The organism is Flagellimonas baculiformis (assembly GCF_033441575.1).
GTDB classification, from domain to species: Bacteria; Bacteroidota; Bacteroidia; order Flavobacteriales; family Flavobacteriaceae; genus Flagellimonas; species Flagellimonas baculiformis.
The window spans coordinates 114,159-129,599 of the sequence record NZ_JAUZVW010000014.1 but is presented as its reverse complement, the minus strand read 5'-3'; the positions used below and the strand labels follow the sequence as shown (position 1 = coordinate 129,599).

General features: G+C 41.8%; 12 protein-coding genes. 7 read left to right on the top strand and 5 right to left on the bottom strand.

Features of this window, described 5'->3' with window-relative positions; translation table 11 throughout:
• From SD450_RS17110 to SD450_RS17090, 5 genes are all read right to left on the bottom strand, one after another.
• Window positions 1–204, bottom strand: a 204-nt coding sequence (locus SD450_RS17110) for an IS3 family transposase (RefSeq protein ID WP_318345633.1), incomplete at its 3' end; no start/stop codon positions are given.
• 207 nt (window positions 205–411) lie between these two features.
• On the bottom strand, window positions 412–624 hold the full coding sequence (locus SD450_RS17105; RefSeq protein WP_220123573.1) for a transposase: 213 nt from the start codon (window positions 622–624) through the stop codon (window positions 412–414).
• Between the two features lie 191 nt (window positions 625–815).
• Entirely contained in the window at window positions 816–1,697 is an 882-nt protein-coding gene (locus tag SD450_RS17100; protein ID WP_036379425.1) for an alpha/beta hydrolase, read from the bottom strand.
• A 10-nt stretch (window positions 1,698–1,707) separates the two neighbouring features.
• The gene (locus SD450_RS17095) at window positions 1,708–2,595 is read right to left on the bottom strand and encodes a hypothetical protein (RefSeq protein WP_036379423.1); all 888 of its coding nucleotides are present in this window, start codon (window positions 2,593–2,595) and stop codon (window positions 1,708–1,710) included.
• Between the two features lie 34 nt (window positions 2,596–2,629).
• Window positions 2,630–4,366 (bottom strand): sulfatase family protein, encoded by a 1,737-nt coding sequence (locus SD450_RS17090; RefSeq protein WP_081894176.1) that lies wholly within the window; start codon window positions 4,364–4,366, stop codon window positions 2,630–2,632.
• Between the two features lie 212 nt (window positions 4,367–4,578).
• On the opposite strand from SD450_RS17090, the gene SD450_RS17085 reads away from it, so the two are divergent.
• The 7 genes from SD450_RS17085 (at window position 4,579) to SD450_RS17055 (ending at window position 15,310) form a co-directional block, all read left to right on the top strand.
• Window positions 4,579–5,259, top strand: a complete 681-nt coding sequence (locus tag SD450_RS17085; protein WP_036379420.1) for an RNA polymerase sigma factor — start codon at window positions 4,579–4,581, stop codon at window positions 5,257–5,259.
• A 90-nt stretch (window positions 5,260–5,349) separates the two neighbouring features.
• A complete protein-coding gene (locus tag SD450_RS17080; protein WP_036379419.1) occupies window positions 5,350–6,426 on the top strand; it encodes a FecR family protein in 1,077 nt (358 codons plus the stop codon).
• Window positions 6,427–6,455: 29 nt separating this feature from the next.
• Entirely contained in the window at window positions 6,456–9,926 is a 3,471-nt protein-coding gene (locus tag SD450_RS17075) for a TonB-dependent receptor (protein WP_081894174.1), read from the top strand.
• Window positions 9,927–9,952: 26 nt separating this feature from the next.
• Window positions 9,953–11,380 carry a RagB/SusD family nutrient uptake outer membrane protein gene (locus SD450_RS17070; protein WP_036379417.1) on the top strand — a complete coding sequence of 476 codons (1,428 nt, stop codon included), beginning with the start codon at window positions 9,953–9,955 and terminating at the stop codon, window positions 11,378–11,380.
• Window positions 11,381–11,588: 208 nt separating this feature from the next.
• The gene (locus tag SD450_RS17065) at window positions 11,589–13,019 is read left to right on the top strand and encodes a sulfatase family protein (RefSeq protein ID WP_067033896.1); all 1,431 of its coding nucleotides are present in this window, start codon (window positions 11,589–11,591) and stop codon (window positions 13,017–13,019) included.
• A gap of 59 nt (window positions 13,020–13,078) precedes the next feature.
• Window positions 13,079–14,185, top strand: a complete 1,107-nt coding sequence (locus SD450_RS17060) for an alpha/beta hydrolase (RefSeq protein WP_051947140.1) — start codon at window positions 13,079–13,081, stop codon at window positions 14,183–14,185.
• A 123-nt stretch (window positions 14,186–14,308) separates the two neighbouring features.
• Entirely contained in the window at window positions 14,309–15,310 is a 1,002-nt protein-coding gene (locus SD450_RS17055; RefSeq protein ID WP_147378248.1) for an aldose epimerase family protein, read from the top strand.
• Window positions 15,311–15,441 lie beyond the last annotated feature (131 nt).

The window sequence follows — 15,441 nt, the reverse complement described above, 5'->3', positions numbered from 1 at the left end:
ATCGTGTCTGCTGTCCGTGGTGACCCTGAACTTTCTCTTTCTTTTGGCGAAAAGCCTGTTGGCCCTCACTATCCTGGCCTCCCTCGGTCTTGAGGCCCCATATCCCCTTTTCAAGAGCTCATCCTGGATCCTTGGTGCCCCGTAACTCCCAAAGCTGTCCTTGAAAATACCATGTATGGCCACCGTCAGGGCCTCGTTCTCCAACCATCTTCTGGAAGGCCCGGTTCAACCAATTGTAATACCCACTTTTGCTTATCTTGAACATTTTGCACATCTTCCCGACAGGAAATTTGAACCTGTGGTGTTTTATGAACCTATATTTTTCCTGTCGCCCTAGGAGAAGATGGCTATTGCCTTTTTTAGGATATCGCGCTCGATCTCCACGCTCCTCAGTTTTTTCTTGAGCTAGGTTTATCTCCCTTTGTTCATCAGTAAGCTTGGGGTTCCCCTTTCCGGGAAAAAACTGTTCTCCCCATTTTTTTTGGCCTCCCTGCGCCAGCGTCCCAATACCGAGGGGTTCAGCCCAAGTTCCCTACATACCTCTGCTGCATTGCCCCTTGCATGGCTCAGTTCGACAGCCTTTTGCTTGAACTCCATTGTGTACTCTCTTTTTTGTTTTGACATGTTTTCAAAGTTAATTCAAACAGTCAACATGCTCTTTTCTCAATGTCCAGTCAAATGTAGTAAGTCCAAAGCGAAAGGGAATAGAGACCAAACCCCTAGGGCAAGGCGCGTTGTTTTTCCAATATAACGGGAAATGAAGATTACGCATAGTGCCTGCCCGCATGGGGCTTGGCTCTCTCCCTGTTTTAAGTTCACTGTCTCATAAAGCCCAGCCCTATATATTTTAGAAAATCGGGGATAGAGGACCGCCAAAATGTCCAATCATGCCCACCATCAATGATGCGGAACTCATGGTCTATTTTCATGTTTCGTAATGAGACATGGGCCGCGGCATTACCTGTATATAGAAAATCATCATCGCCGATGTTAAAGTAAAGTCTTAATTTCAGGTTATCCTTTGCTATTGTATTAATCAATTTCATGGGGTTGTTGGCATCCCAATGGCTAGTATCCGGGTTTTCAGAATCTACATCCATCCCATAAAGGTTTTTAGCCAGTCCTTTCCACATGGGGTTTTTGGTCATTGGATCATCCATTGAAATAATTGCCGCACTGAGTGGCACACAGGTACCGAACATATCATGGTGTTTCACCCCATACAAAAAGGCGCCATAGCCACCCATTGAATTGCCTACAACGGCCCGGTGTTCCTTTGTCTTTTTAATCCTATAGGTTTTTTCGACCATTGGTATAAATTCTTGAAAGAACATATCTTCAAACCTTGAATTGCCTTGGAAATCATTGATGTAAAAATACTGCCCTCCATCAGGCATTATTACAATTGAAGGAGGGATTTGTGCCTTCTCAATGGCAGAATCCATGAAATGGTCTATAAGCCCATATTGTACCCAAACATTTTCATCACCCCCATAACCGTGCAAAAGATAGATTACAGGGTAGCTTCTTGTAGAGTCATCATAACCGGTTGGCAAATAAACGGTATAATCAACCTCTTTGCCCAAAATGGCGCTTTTTACCGACTGTCCTTCCAAAACTTTTCCCTGGCCAAAACAAAACATCGTGCTTAGTAGAGTTATGGCAATTGAAGTAATAGAACTTCTTGATTTTTTCATTTTTTGTTATTTATAGATTATCCAAGTTGATCTTTTTGCTGCCGAACAAAGGGGCATAGGTCCGAGCCTCGGCAAAAGTCAGTCGATTCCGCAAATAAACGATTTGGGCATGTACTCGTGTAAAAGGGGTGTCAATCTCAGGTGGGATATCATACCATTCGTCATCAAAAATCAAGATAACGCTTCTATTTCCAGGTAATGCGCCCGGGGTGAGCACTCCGTGCAACTTTGGGGCTGGGTCACCTTCGTTGGCATAATGGACATATTGGGGGCCTCGGGGGAACCACATACCTGCACCACCCGATGTTTCTACCATGAGTTGGCCCAATTGGCTGTTCGAAAGCTGGTTTTCCAGCGAACGTAGTGATCTGGCCAAGTGAAAGGCCCCCTGACTGTGTCCCAACAAAAGTACCCTGGTCTCTGTATCAATGATTTCGAGCACACTCTTTTCAATAGCGGCCTCCACGACCTCGTTGGTGGGCAAGATGATTTCAAGAGCATCCAGTTTTCCTCCTTTGGTGCCATTGTGTATGCCAACAACGGGGCGACCTGTAAATTCTGCAATTTCAAGCATGCTTTTGAACTGTCTTGTCACATCGTTGCCGGCACCGTTGATAAACCATATGGGTTCGTCGTTTGTGATTGTTTCTGGGTATACTGGGGGCACATCCAGAATACTGGTGGTCCGATAATCAAAAAGTAAGGTGTCCGCCCCTACGTAGTAACCATCAAATTGAATGTCTTCGGACATGTTGCCGAACAGCGATACTTTATCCGACTCGGTTAGGTTTTTGGAAGCATTCAGGTTTTCTTCCTCAAAAGATGTGTCCGAGCAGGAGGCGAACAATAGCAATGACAAAAATGCCGTTCCAAAAAATAAGCGATTGATTTTCTTCATAGTTAAATTGATTTATATAATTTTTGTTAAAATTCTAATATGTATAGGTCACTTCATTGGGCAAATACCCGATTCTATGGGCATTGATGATAAGTGTCTGTCCCTTTTCCAAATTAATGGTTTCTCCTAGGTAGATCTTCCATGGCTTGTGCACATCAACAAGTTCAATGGTCTTTTCTTGGTCGATTGTAAAACCAAAATCCCAACTTTTGGCCCTACGCCTTGATTTCGCGTCAAGGAGGTCACCTTGGTCAACTATGCGATAACCGATCGAAGCTCCTTTAGTAGCACATTCTATAGTAACCCCATTTTTGTTACCTATTATTTTCGGGGGAGATGTTTTAGGAGGTTCCTTTGTGTTTTTCCACCAATTGTTGAATACCATCTCTTTTTCGCCGACCGAGGATAGGTCGCCCACTTTTGTTATCCAATCAAAAAGAGTTTCTTTAAGTTCTTTCTTTTTTGCCGCATATTGGGGCTCTTCCGCAATATTTAACAACTCATTGGGATCCATTTTCGTGTGATAGAGTTCTTCGGAAGGTTTATTTCCGGCAAACCAGTCCAACAGATAGGGGTTATCTAAATTTCCCTCTTTATAGAGTTCCAATATTTCTTTCATCGTGGGTATGCCCTTTCTGTATTGCAGGTCTTGGTATTTGGGGAGTTCTGGCATAAAGTTGTACACATACCTGAAGTCACCGTCGCTCACAGACCGTACCCTATCATATTTATTTGCCATACGGTCTCTCGCCGCAAAGACATACTTTCTTCCTTCCGAAGATTTGTATGCCCCCAGAAAAGCGGTTCCCTGAAGATGGTCGGGAGGCTTGATACCCGCTATGGAAAGCATTGTTGGTGCCAAGTCCACTGCACTGATCAACCTATCGTCTTTGGTGCCGGAAAAACGGTTTTTGGGAAATTTAATGATTAAAGGTATATGCGTCCCCCTTTCAAGAATTTCCCGCTTGGTCCAAGGCATGCATCCACCATGATCGCTAAAAAATATCACATAAGAGTCATCATAGACTTGATCTTTTTTTAACTTGTCAACAATCTCGCCCACAGCCTGATCCATTTGTTCGATACGGGTATAGAGAACTGCCATATCTTTGCGCACAGTTTCGGTATCGACGTAATATGGAGGCAACTTCATGTCATTGGGGTCGAAAAAAATGCTGTCTGGCGACGCCATCAACTTTGATTCGTGTGTGACAGCCAAGTTGAACACACTGAAGAACGGAACGTTTTTAGGCCTATATTCATAAGAAGCCGCTGGGCTACTGTCATCCCAAACTGTAACCGGCACTTCAAACTGATAATCTTCTTTATAGTTGTTTGTCGTATAATAGCCCCGTGCCCTTAGATATTCAGGAAAAGCCTTTACATTGTCCGGCAAAACGGCTGAATAGCTTGGCAGGCCTTCCGGCATAAAAATTGTTGAGTTAGAAAGGGTGCGCATGTGTTGTGTGCCTATAGAAATTGCATGCATGCCGGTAATAATGGATGATCTACTAGGTGCGCATACCCCGGACGTGGTATATGCTTTTGTAAAAACAACCGCATCTTGAGCCAGAGCATTTATGTTAGGGGTTTTCGCAATTGAATCGCCATATACTTCCAAAAAAGGGGAAATATCCTCGCATACTATCCAAACTATATTCGGGCTTTGCTGAGAAAACATCACCTTACACATAAGAAAAACCAATAAGATGGCAACCATAAGCAACAACCTAGTCGTTCCTTGACCTATTTTTTTAAGATGACTTTTCATGTCTGCAGAGTTTTAACTTGTTGGTCGCCCATTTTTAGTAAGAGATGAAAACCCTTTTTTTATAGACATCATTTTTTGTTTTCTTGACACTCTTAGCCCTTTTGAGCTGGGCACCCAACTTCTCATATCATTAAAAAGTTAATTTGTAAAAAAATTTATCATTGTTATCAATTCTTTATTTTTTTTATACATTAGTTGCGATAATTTCAATAATGGGACATGATAATATTCCATTTACTAATTATGATTTTGTCAATCGGCAAATTTGCCATACCATTTGGATTACGGTATCAATGGGAAGAGAAAAAAAAATAGACCAAGTACTAGACTCTATAGAGAAACTGCTCTGGAAAGATCTGAAGAAAGGCTGTTTGGCATCTTTGGGGTCTCTATATGACCTTTACGTTGACAAACTTTTTGCCTATGGGTACAAAATCAGTGGAGATAGAGCTAAAGTTCAAGATGAAATCCACAATCTTTTTCTAGACCTTTATAGATACCACAAGAAATTATCGGATGTCAAAAACATAGAGGCCTATTTGATAATGTCCCTTAAAAGAAAACTCATTAAGCAAAGCGACCATAAGATCAAGAGTTTGGAGAGCGAATTGGAAACCTTTAACAATAGTTACTCTACTGCAGGCCTGACGGTTATTTCACATGAGGAAGAAATGATCGAAGATGAAAAAGAAAATGAACTGTCAAAGAGGCTAAAAAAAATAATGGTTAATTTAACGGATCATCAACGAAAGATACTTCGACTTCGTTTCGCCCAAGAAAAGACATATCAACAGATCGCCGGAGATTTGGGACTTTCTGTTGCTTCTGCCAGAACGCTGGTTTACAGAACGTTAAAAACGATCCGCGACACGGCCTTAACATTGTTCTTTTAAAAAAGCGTTTTTTTTTGTCTATAAATATCAAAAACTGCCCTCTTATATATGGACGGTAAGTTCCATTTACCCCATAATTACAAATAAAGTATGAACTTTAGCGAGAACGAACCACTTTCCGACTTAGAGCGGACAAAGCTTAAGAGCCGTATTATAAGATCGGCCAAACTTCTAAGAAAAAATGCAAAAAGGCAACGAAGGGCAACGTTGTTGTACGGTGCGGCGGCATCGATAGCGCTGTTGTTTGCTGTTTTTACCGTTTTTGACAAATCTAGCGAACAGTCATTGCAGGATTATATTGATGAAAATAAATCAATTGTTGACTTTGGCAGTAGCAGCCAAGTAATCGTGGTGCTCGGAGAGAGAGAAAAAATTCAACTAAATGAAAAGAACAACACATTAAGGTACTCGTCAACGGGAAAAGATCTGCACGTGGGAACAGGTGAAAAATATAGACAAACTATAGAAGATGAAAAAAAACCTGTATTCAACACGATACTGGTGCCCTTTGGAAAACGTACCGACGTGACCCTTTCTGATGGAACGAAAATATGGATAAATTCAGGGTCTAGGCTTATCTACCCTGCGTTTTTCAGGGATAAGGAGCGGGAGGTCTTTCTCGAAGGTGAGGCCATATTCGAAGTTGCACATAACCCATCAAAACCCTTTCGGGTGATCTCGACCAATCAGGAGATCAATGTATTGGGAACCGTTTTCAATGTCAGCACTTATCCCGATGATGAAATGGCTAGTACAGTTCTTAAGAGCGGCAGTGTTTTGGTGACCTATGACCATGATGACGAAAAGTCTTTTAAGATGGCCCCGGGCACAATGGCTGGCTATAATACCAAAACCAAAGAAATAGAAATGCACGATGTGAACATTGATGAATATTTTGGGTGGAGAGAAGGCTTCCTAAATCTGAAAAACCGTGATTTGGAATATATCACCACAAAATTGTCGAGATATTATGGTGTGGAAATTTTCATAAAGGAAAATCATTTAAAAACAGAAACATTTTCTGGAAAACTTGACTTAAAGGAAAATCTGGGGCAAGTCATACAAACTATAGGAGAAGCATCTAACTTTTTTGCGGAATATCAAACCGACAAAATCATACTGGCCTCCACCAAGTTAAATTTAAAAGATACAGTGCCTATGAAATAAAATATACAGAATGAAATGAAAACCGACAGATGTTGGCGCATCTGCCGGTAAAATGTATTACCGAAGTAATAACTAAACTGAACTCTAAAATTATGAATAATTACTTAAGTATTGCCCATGTTCTAGGCAAATTAAATGGTCAATCCATTTCAATAAAAATAATGAGGTCCTTTCTTTGTTACATATTATTGGGGTTAACCGCTCTCTATGCAAACCACTCTTACTCACAGACCAAGTTTAATCTTGACCTTAAAAATGTAAGTTTAGAGACACTATTCAACCAGTTACAGGATGAAAGCGAGTACATCTTTTTTTACAAAGATGGTATTTTGCCCAATGATAATTCAATTACTCTCAAGAAAAACAATATAACCTTACCTAACGTTCTTGACTCTTTATTAGAATCGTACGGTCTAGGTTACAATATTATTGGCAGACAAGTAACAGTCTTTAAAGATCAAACCTATCATATACCAAACACCGACGCCGTTTTTTTTCAAGATTTTACGGTCAGCGGAACGGTTTTGGATGATTCAGGAGTTCCTTTGGCAGGAGCAAATATCATCGAAAAGGGAACCACGAACGGCACCCAAACCGATTTTGATGGAAATTTTTCGATCAAGGTAACTGACGGTGATGTCATATTGACCGTATCCTATATCGGGTTCACTACGAAAGAAATCCCTGTCAACGGACAATCGGTTTTGAACATTGTTTTGCAGGAAAGTACTGCCGTCCTTGATGAAATCGTGGTTGTCGGCTATGGAACGCAGAAGAAAAGTGACTTAACTGGGTCCGTGGCGTCATTGGGTCAAGACGACATGAACCCGGGGGCGAACGTATCCGTGGACCAAATGATGCTAGGTAGGGCTGCTGGGGTACAGATAAACCAAGCCAGTTCAGCCCCTGGAGGTGGGTTGGCAATTAGGATCAGGGGCTCCAACTCTTTGAATGCCAGTAACGAGCCTTTGTATGTAATAGATGGGTTCCCGATTGACAACAGCCCCAACCTTGGTTCTGGCGGGGTGGCCGAAGTAGGTCAAAACCTGAGCCCTAGGAATCCCTTGAATTCCCTGAATCCAGCTGATGTGGAATCGATAGAGATTTTAAAGGATGCCTCAGCAACGGCAATTTACGGTTCAAGAGGGGCAAATGGGGTAATTTTGATCACTACCAAGAAGGGAAGCAAAGGCAAGGTAAATGTCACGTATGATGTATATGCAGGTATCCAATCGGTCGCTGAAAAAATCGATGTGCTTTCCACCTCACAATACATAGATGCCATAAACGACTTGTCAATTGCACAAGGAAACGCAGTGGTTTTCAACAATGAGGATATTTCAAGAATCGGCAGGGGGACCGATTGGCAAGATGAAGTCTTTCGCTCGGCTCCTTTGACCAATCACAACCTGGCTGTGAGCGGGGGCAGCGAAAACACAAACTATTATGCCTCATTCAACTATTTTGATCAAGAAGGTGTTGTAAAAAATACGGGGATAAAAAGATATACCGGAAGAATAAACCTTGAGACAAAAATTGGGAACAAGACCCAGATAGGCCTAAACTTCAACACAAGTTTGGTCAAGGACAACAACAATGTCGATGGCGTCAATACCAATGAGCAAGCAGGGCCTATTTATTCTTCATTGTTATATGATCCTACGGAGACCATATTTAATGACGATGGTACTTTTAGCCAGTCGGCGAATCTGACTGTCAACAATCCAGTTACCTTGATAAATGCCATCATTAGCGAGAGCGAGACCAATAGAACATTCGGAAGTGCTTTTTTGAACTACGATTTCACTGAAGATCTTTCAGGCAAGTTCAATTTCGGGACCGACAGACAAACATCGAGACGTGACATTTACAATACCACCCAGACCATTCGTGGCGGTGCCGCTGGCGGTATCGCGAACATCAACGTATTGGAACGCTCCAACTATCTGTTCGAGTACACGATGACCTATGACAAAGCTTTTAACGAAGACCATGCACTTACGGTATTGGGTGGTATCACCTTTCAAAAGTTCAGTTCGCGGTTCTTTTCCGGTAATATCAGCGGTTTTCCGACAGATGATATCAAAACTAACAATTTGGCACTGGGCGACACCAATACGGATGTACTCTCTAGTGGCAAGGAAGAAAATACCTTGTTGTCATATCTAGGCAGGGTGAACTATAACCTTTTTGACAAATTTTTATTTACCGCCTCAATAAGGGCGGATGGGTCATCAAGGTTTGGAGAGAACAACAAATGGGGTTATTTTCCATCCTTTGCCTTGGGCTATAAACTTGACCAAGAAGAATTTATTCCCGATAGTTTCAGCCAGTTCAAGCTACGGGCGAGTTGGGGTCAGACAGGTAACCAGGAAATTGGCAACTATGCATCGCAACTGACCTTTGGAACAGGACCCAACGTAGTGTTTGGTGGCACCATTTCAGGCAGTGTCTCCCCCCAGCGTATTCCAAATCCAGACCTTAAGTGGGAAACCACCGAACAACTCAACATCGGTCTTGATTTCGGTATTTCAGGGGGCAGATTCAGTGGTAGTTTAGATTATTTTTCAAAAGAATCGAAGGATTTGTTGTTTGACCTTCCATTGCCATTTGCTTCCGGTTATTCATCAATATTGACAAATGTAGGCGAAGTTAAGAACAGTGGGGTTGAGTTTCTTTTTAACTCGACCAACATAGTGACCGATGATTTTAAATGGGATACTTCATTGAATTTTTCCGCCATTAAGAATGAAGTGGTGGATTTGGGACGAATTGAAAGTATTGTGACGGGAAGTGTACAAGCAGTGGGCAACACGGCGATCATTCAAGAAGGTGATCCCCTGGCCTCCTATTATGGATATGTTGTCACCGGCATTTTTCAGGAAGGTGACGATATAGCCAATTCACCACAGCCCACAGCCCAGCCAGGCTTTCCAATTTTTGAAGATAGAAATGGAGATGGGGCCATTACGCCTACCGACCAGACCATTATAGGCACCCCATATCCTGATTTTACCTATGGTATACAAAATTCAATTTCCTACAAGAATTTGACGTTGGACTTCTTTTTTCAAGGTCAGGCAGGTGTCGACCTATTGAATATCAACCTGATAGAGTCTCTCTATCCTGCAAACTTCAGAAGAAACCGACTTGCGCACCAAATATTGGATCGATGGACGCCCCAAAATACAGGTGCTAAATGGCCATCAGGGGTAAACCCCAATGCCTATGGTGCAGGAAAAGTGAATACCCTGACCATTCAAGATGCATCTTACCTGCGTTTGAAAAATGTCAGGCTATCGTACAACGTTCCAGTTCAAAATATTGATTTTTTGAACTCACTTCAAGTCTATGTGACCGGCCAGAACCTGTTTACAATTACTGATTATGTGGGATTTGATCCTGAGGCTAATTCATTCGGTAGAAGTAACGTTAGGATCGATTATAGTAGTTATCCCCTGGCAACAACCTATATGTTGGGTCTTACTGCCAATTTTTAGGTCAAACAATTAAAAAAATCATAATTATGAAAACTTATTATTATAGAATAGCTCTCACTATAATGCTGTCTGGCCTGCTGGGCTGTGAAGAACGTTTGGAGGAAGAGGTGTTCTCTGAGCTCTCGCCCTCAACACTTTTTACCTCTGAGCAAGGTCTCAGCTCCTTATTGAATGCAGCTTATGCCTATTCGCATAGGGCTGGGGATGATGAATCCTGGTCCCCTTATTATTTGGGAACCATGCCAGCCGGTGAGGTATGGGGCGCTGGTGGGTCGATTGAAAGTGTATGGCAATCATTGATCGATTACAATTGGGACAGCAACCATGGCCAATTGATTCCTGTATGGATAGTGTACTTTAGTTCCATTCGTGATGCGAATCTGGTCCTGGACAACCTGGACAATGATTCTTTTTCGAATGATTTTAAGCAGAGAACGGAAGCCGAGGCCCATTTTATAAGGGGATGGGCCTATTCGGAGCTTTACAAGCTTTTTGGTAGGGTGCCGATTTATCGGTCTTCTACTGATGATCCTTTGCTGCCCCGATCAACTGACGAAGAGACTCAGGCCTTTATAGAGCAGGAACTGTTGGGGGCAATAGCCACTTTACCCAACCAACCTCCGGCCTTTGGAAAAGCATCCAAAGGCGTGGCCATGTCGGTCTTGGCAAAGTTTTACCTGAACACCAAGCAATGGCAAAAAGCGGCCGACATGTCCTCGGGCGTTATCGATTTGGGACTGTACAGTCTTTTACCCAATTACTCAGACGTGTTTGAAATATCGAACGAGGGCAATGCCGAGGTCATTTGGGCACTTCCCAAAGATGCTGCTGGGGCGGGCCAGTTTATGAATGCGCTGATTTTCCCACCGGATTATCCAAGACCTTTCCCGAACAATTCTGTATTTGCTGCACGCACTTACTTATTTGATGATTTTGTAAACTCCTTTGAGGCGACAGATACTAGAACCAGCCGTATAATAACCGAATGGCAGAGTACGGCAACCGGTGAACTGGTAATGGGGTTGGGCAACGATCAATCACACCCCTATAAATTACCTTTTGACCCAAATGCCGTGGGAGCGTCAGCTGGCAATGATATTATTGTCATCAGGTATGCGGACATATTGTTGACAAGGGCAGAAGCACTCAATGAACTCAATGGTCCCACCCAAGAGGCCATCGACCTGATCAACGAGGTCAGGAACCGGGCCGGTGCCACCCCCTTGAATCTGGGAAGTTTTGGCAAAGATTCCTTAAGAGATGCCATATTGAGTGAAAGGGAGTGGGAATTTTACTTTGAAGGAAATGCGAGGGAAGACCAAATAAGACACGGGGTCATGATTTCTAGGGCCCAAGCAAGGGGGAAAAATGCCCAGGATTTTCATGTGCTCTATCCGATTCCCCAAAGAGAACTGGATGCCAATTCAAATTTGGAACAAAATCCTGGATATTAAAAACATCAGTGTTCTTTTTGGGAGTCGAGAATATAATATATAATGAAAAGAAAAGTATTCCAGATTAATTTAATGGTCGGCCTACCTCAAGGTTTCTTCCAACCTTTTCGCTTTACTGAAGTCTATCTTGGTAGACTTCTGTGGATTTACCAGGCCTTGCTTGAATATTAAAAATTAAATTTAGATGAAAGTAAATACGATTAGATTCATGAACATAAAGCTGTTTTTGACACTTGCCTTCTTGTCATGGGTTGGCACCTGCACGGGACAACAAGCCAATGTCGACCAAGTTACACAGAGAGAAGACGTACCTCCGAACTTTGTTGTCATTTTTGCCGATGACCTTGGGTATGGTGATTTAAGCTCATATGGGCACCCTACAATACACACCAAAAACCTGGACCAAATGGCGGTCGAAGGCCAAAAATGGACGAACTTCTATGTTGGGTCGAGCGTATGCACACCCAGCAGGGCAGCATTGATGACCGGGAGATTGCCCATCAGAAATGGAATGACCAGTAAGGTGAACCGTGTTCTTTTTCCCGATTCCCATAAAGGATTGCCGCAAAGTGAGATAACCTTGGCCGAACAATTAAAAAAAGTCGATTATGTGACGGCTTGCATTGGCAAATGGCATTTGGGACATAAAGAGGAGTATTTGCCAACGAGCCAAGGGTTCGACTATTATTTTGGTATTCCTTACAGCAATGACATGGACAACATTATTCCATTCAGGTCAACTCAAGGGTATATTGATTTTTGGAAATCGGAAGAGAGGAAAGATATAAATACTTTCAATGTTCCACTGATGCGCAATACGGAGATAGTGGAGCGCCCAGCTGATCAGAACACATTGACAAAACGTTATAATGAAGAGGCGGTACAGTTCATAAGGAAGAACAAGGAAAAACCTTTTTTCCTTTATTTGGCCCATAATCTTCCACATGTGCCCCTTTTCGCATCAAAGGACTTTCTGGGCACCAGCGATAGGGGGCTCTATGGCGATGTTGTTGAAGAAATTGACCATGGGGTGGGACAAATATTGGCCGAATTAAAAAATAGTGGCCTAGATAAGAATACAATTGTAGTCTTCACCTCAGACAACGGACCATGGCTCATCATGAACCAAGAAGGTGGAAGTGCAGGGTTATTGAGGGAAGGAAAAGGATCTACATGGGAAGGGGGTATGCGTGAGCCATGTATTTTTTGGGGACCAGGCCGAATCCAACCTGGTTTGGTCACCCAAATTGGCACCACCATGGATTTGTTTACCACTTTCAGCAAATTGGCAAACGTGCCATTGCCCGAAGATCGACAGATGGATGGAAATGACCTTGGGCCAACACTCTTTGAAAAAAAACCAAGTGAGAGAAAAGAAGTGTTTTATTACAGGGGAGATGAGCTTTATGCGGTTAGGCTGGGAGCCTTCAAAGCCCATTTCATAACGGAAGGTGCCTATGGCCCACCGATGCGTGAAGAACATGACCCCCCACTCCTATACAATCTTGAAGTGGACCCATCTGAAAAATATAATGTTGCCGAAAGTAACCCTGATGTCATTGAGCAAATCAAAGCCTTGGTCAAAATCCATAATTTAAATTTGGTCAAAGGGGAAGATCAGTTGAAAGACAGGGGTTGACCTTTGAATTATCAATTAAATTTCAAACTAGTTTTAATTTATCAATATACAATATATATATGAAAAAACGAGGTCAAATTCAATGTGTGGTTATTTTATTGCTTCTATTAGGCGGGGGCATAGTAGCACAGGACCAAAAAAGCAACTATTCGCTGGTGGAGATTCCGGCTCCATCACTTAAGGATAATTTAATAGGCACGAAAGATGTGCAAAAGATTGGGGTTTATTTACCACCGTCTTACTTAGACTCAGATCAATTGTTTCCAGTTGTCTATTTTTTGAACGGTTATACCGTTGAGGCTGGCGAATATCCCAAAACGGAGGCTTTTGACAGTTATATGAAGAATAGTAAAGAACACGAGTTCATCTTAATAGAACTCAACGGCCATAATCTGTTTGAAGGGTCGATGTATGCCAATTCACCTGTTTCGGGAAATTGGGAAGATTTTATTGTAAGAGATGTCATTACTTATGTTGACAGCCATTACAAAACTTTGGCGAAACGGGAATCTCGTGGAATAAGTGGACATTCAATGGGCGGAGGTGGAACAATCAATATCAGCTTAAGGCATCCCGAGGTATTTTCTGTGGCCTATGCCATGAGTCCTGCCGTTTTGGCAAATGATAATTTATTGAATGGTATGTTTAAGAACGATTCGACCTTGGTGCAGGTTCAGAATTTATCCGAAAAAATGGTAAATGTGAGGGATGAGGATTTTTCTGAAACCTTGCAACAAGAATTAAAATCGTATGACCGAAAGATAACGAGCATATTTGGTATTCTTGCCTTTGGATCTGCATTCTCTCCCGATCTTTCACAACCCTTAAAGATTGCATTCCCGTTTACGATGAATGCCGATGGCACCTTTTCCAAGAAAGAAGAAGTCCTAGAGAAATGGGTAGCTGGTTTTGGGAATTTGGAAGAAAAAGTGAAAAATTACAAGAACAATTTAACCCAGTACAAAAAAATTGCATTGAGTTGTGGCTATCAGGACGAAACTCCCGGATTGCTCGAAGGTTCAGTTTATTTCTCTACATTGTTGAAAGAGGAAAAAATACCACATAGCACCTGCTGGTACACCGGCAAACATAGTGACAAGGTCAGTGAGCAACTCATCGGTGAGGTATTTCCGACTATGTCCGCTTACCTACATGGTGAAAAGTAATATGATAGGTTGATTTTGAGTTAGTTTTTTTAAGGGAGCGCAGCTTGTCTGCGCTTTTTTACTTTTGCTTCCAGTTCCTGTCCTTATGCTGATTTTCTTATTATGAACTAATACATTCACACCGTGAAACCAACAGATTCGAAAAAGACTTTTAAGTGGGATTGTAAAATGCCACACCTGAAAGTATTGGCTTTTTTATTTATTTTTTTGACATTTTTCTTTACAGTCCATGGCCAAGGTTCTGAGTTACTTTGGCTCGAAAATGATTCCATTAGGGTATCAATAAGCAAAAAAGGGGCTGAACTTCAAAGCATAAAAGGCAAAATCAGTGAGTTTGAGTACCTATGGCAGGGCAATGGTGAATATTGGGCGGACAGGGCTCCCATAATGTTTCCAGTAAATGTCAGATTCAGGGACAACGAATTTTATTTTCGGAACGTCAAATACGATATGCCGAAAATGGGAATTTTAAAAGAGCGCTTTATGACAGTAAAACATAAATCAAATGATGAGGTTACATTAAGTTTTGTTCCCAACAAAGAAATATTGCATGAAAACTATCCCTTTTTGTTCAAAATTTCAGTTCGATATAAATTGACCGATAATACCATCTTGAACGAATACGTCATCAGAAATGACGATACCCATAGCATGTATTTTGCACTTGGGGGGCATCCTGGGTTTAATCTGTCACTTGGTCAACCAAATGATAGAAAAAAGCATGAGTTGTTTTTTTATAAATCCCTTTCTGCCCAAAGAGAACTAATTAAAAATAGTCTTCTGAAAGATTCGGTAGCCCCCTTTTTACAAAATGAGACAACTCTTGGATTTGATGATGACAGGATACCTAATACTGGGATTTTCATCAAAGATTCAGTTATCACTAAAATTGGTCTGGCCAAATCTGGCCAAAAACCATACATAAGTTTGATTCTGGGTAATTTTCCGAATGTCAATATTTGGAGCCCTCCAGGATATCCGTTTGTGTGCATTGAGCCTATGGCCTCACATCATGATTTTGAGGATTCTCCAAAAGATATTGAAAAAAAGTCACACCTCGTCACATTGAAACCGGGCGAAACCGTTAAGTATTATTTTTTAATACAAATAGACCAAAGCCTTTAAACAACAATCTACATATTATCAAAACATGGTTTTGCATTTGCTTCTAATGCCTAATTATGTAACGAATTTATGGTGTTTTGTGTTTCGTTTCTGCTTTTCTAAAGAAGGTAATTACTGGCAGTGCCTGTTGT

Coding starts and splice junctions, on each gene's coding strand:
- SD450_RS17105 (WP_220123573.1), bottom strand. CDS start 624: ATGTCAAAACAAAAAAGAGAGTACACAATGGAGTTCAAGCAAAAGGCT.
- SD450_RS17100 (WP_036379425.1), bottom strand. CDS start 1,697: ATGAAAAAATCAAGAAGTTCTATTACTTCAATTGCCATAACTCTACTA.
- SD450_RS17095 (WP_036379423.1), bottom strand. CDS start 2,595: ATGAAGAAAATCAATCGCTTATTTTTTGGAACGGCATTTTTGTCATTG.
- SD450_RS17090 (WP_081894176.1), bottom strand. CDS start 4,366: ATGAAAAGTCATCTTAAAAAAATAGGTCAAGGAACGACTAGGTTGTTG.
- SD450_RS17085 (WP_036379420.1), top strand. CDS start 4,579: ATGGGACATGATAATATTCCATTTACTAATTATGATTTTGTCAATCGG.
- SD450_RS17080 (WP_036379419.1), top strand. CDS start 5,350: ATGAACTTTAGCGAGAACGAACCACTTTCCGACTTAGAGCGGACAAAG.
- SD450_RS17075 (WP_081894174.1), top strand. CDS start 6,456: ATGTTGGCGCATCTGCCGGTAAAATGTATTACCGAAGTAATAACTAAA.
- SD450_RS17070 (WP_036379417.1), top strand. CDS start 9,953: ATGAAAACTTATTATTATAGAATAGCTCTCACTATAATGCTGTCTGGC.
- SD450_RS17065 (WP_067033896.1), top strand. CDS start 11,589: ATGAACATAAAGCTGTTTTTGACACTTGCCTTCTTGTCATGGGTTGGC.
- SD450_RS17060 (WP_051947140.1), top strand. CDS start 13,079: ATGAAAAAACGAGGTCAAATTCAATGTGTGGTTATTTTATTGCTTCTA.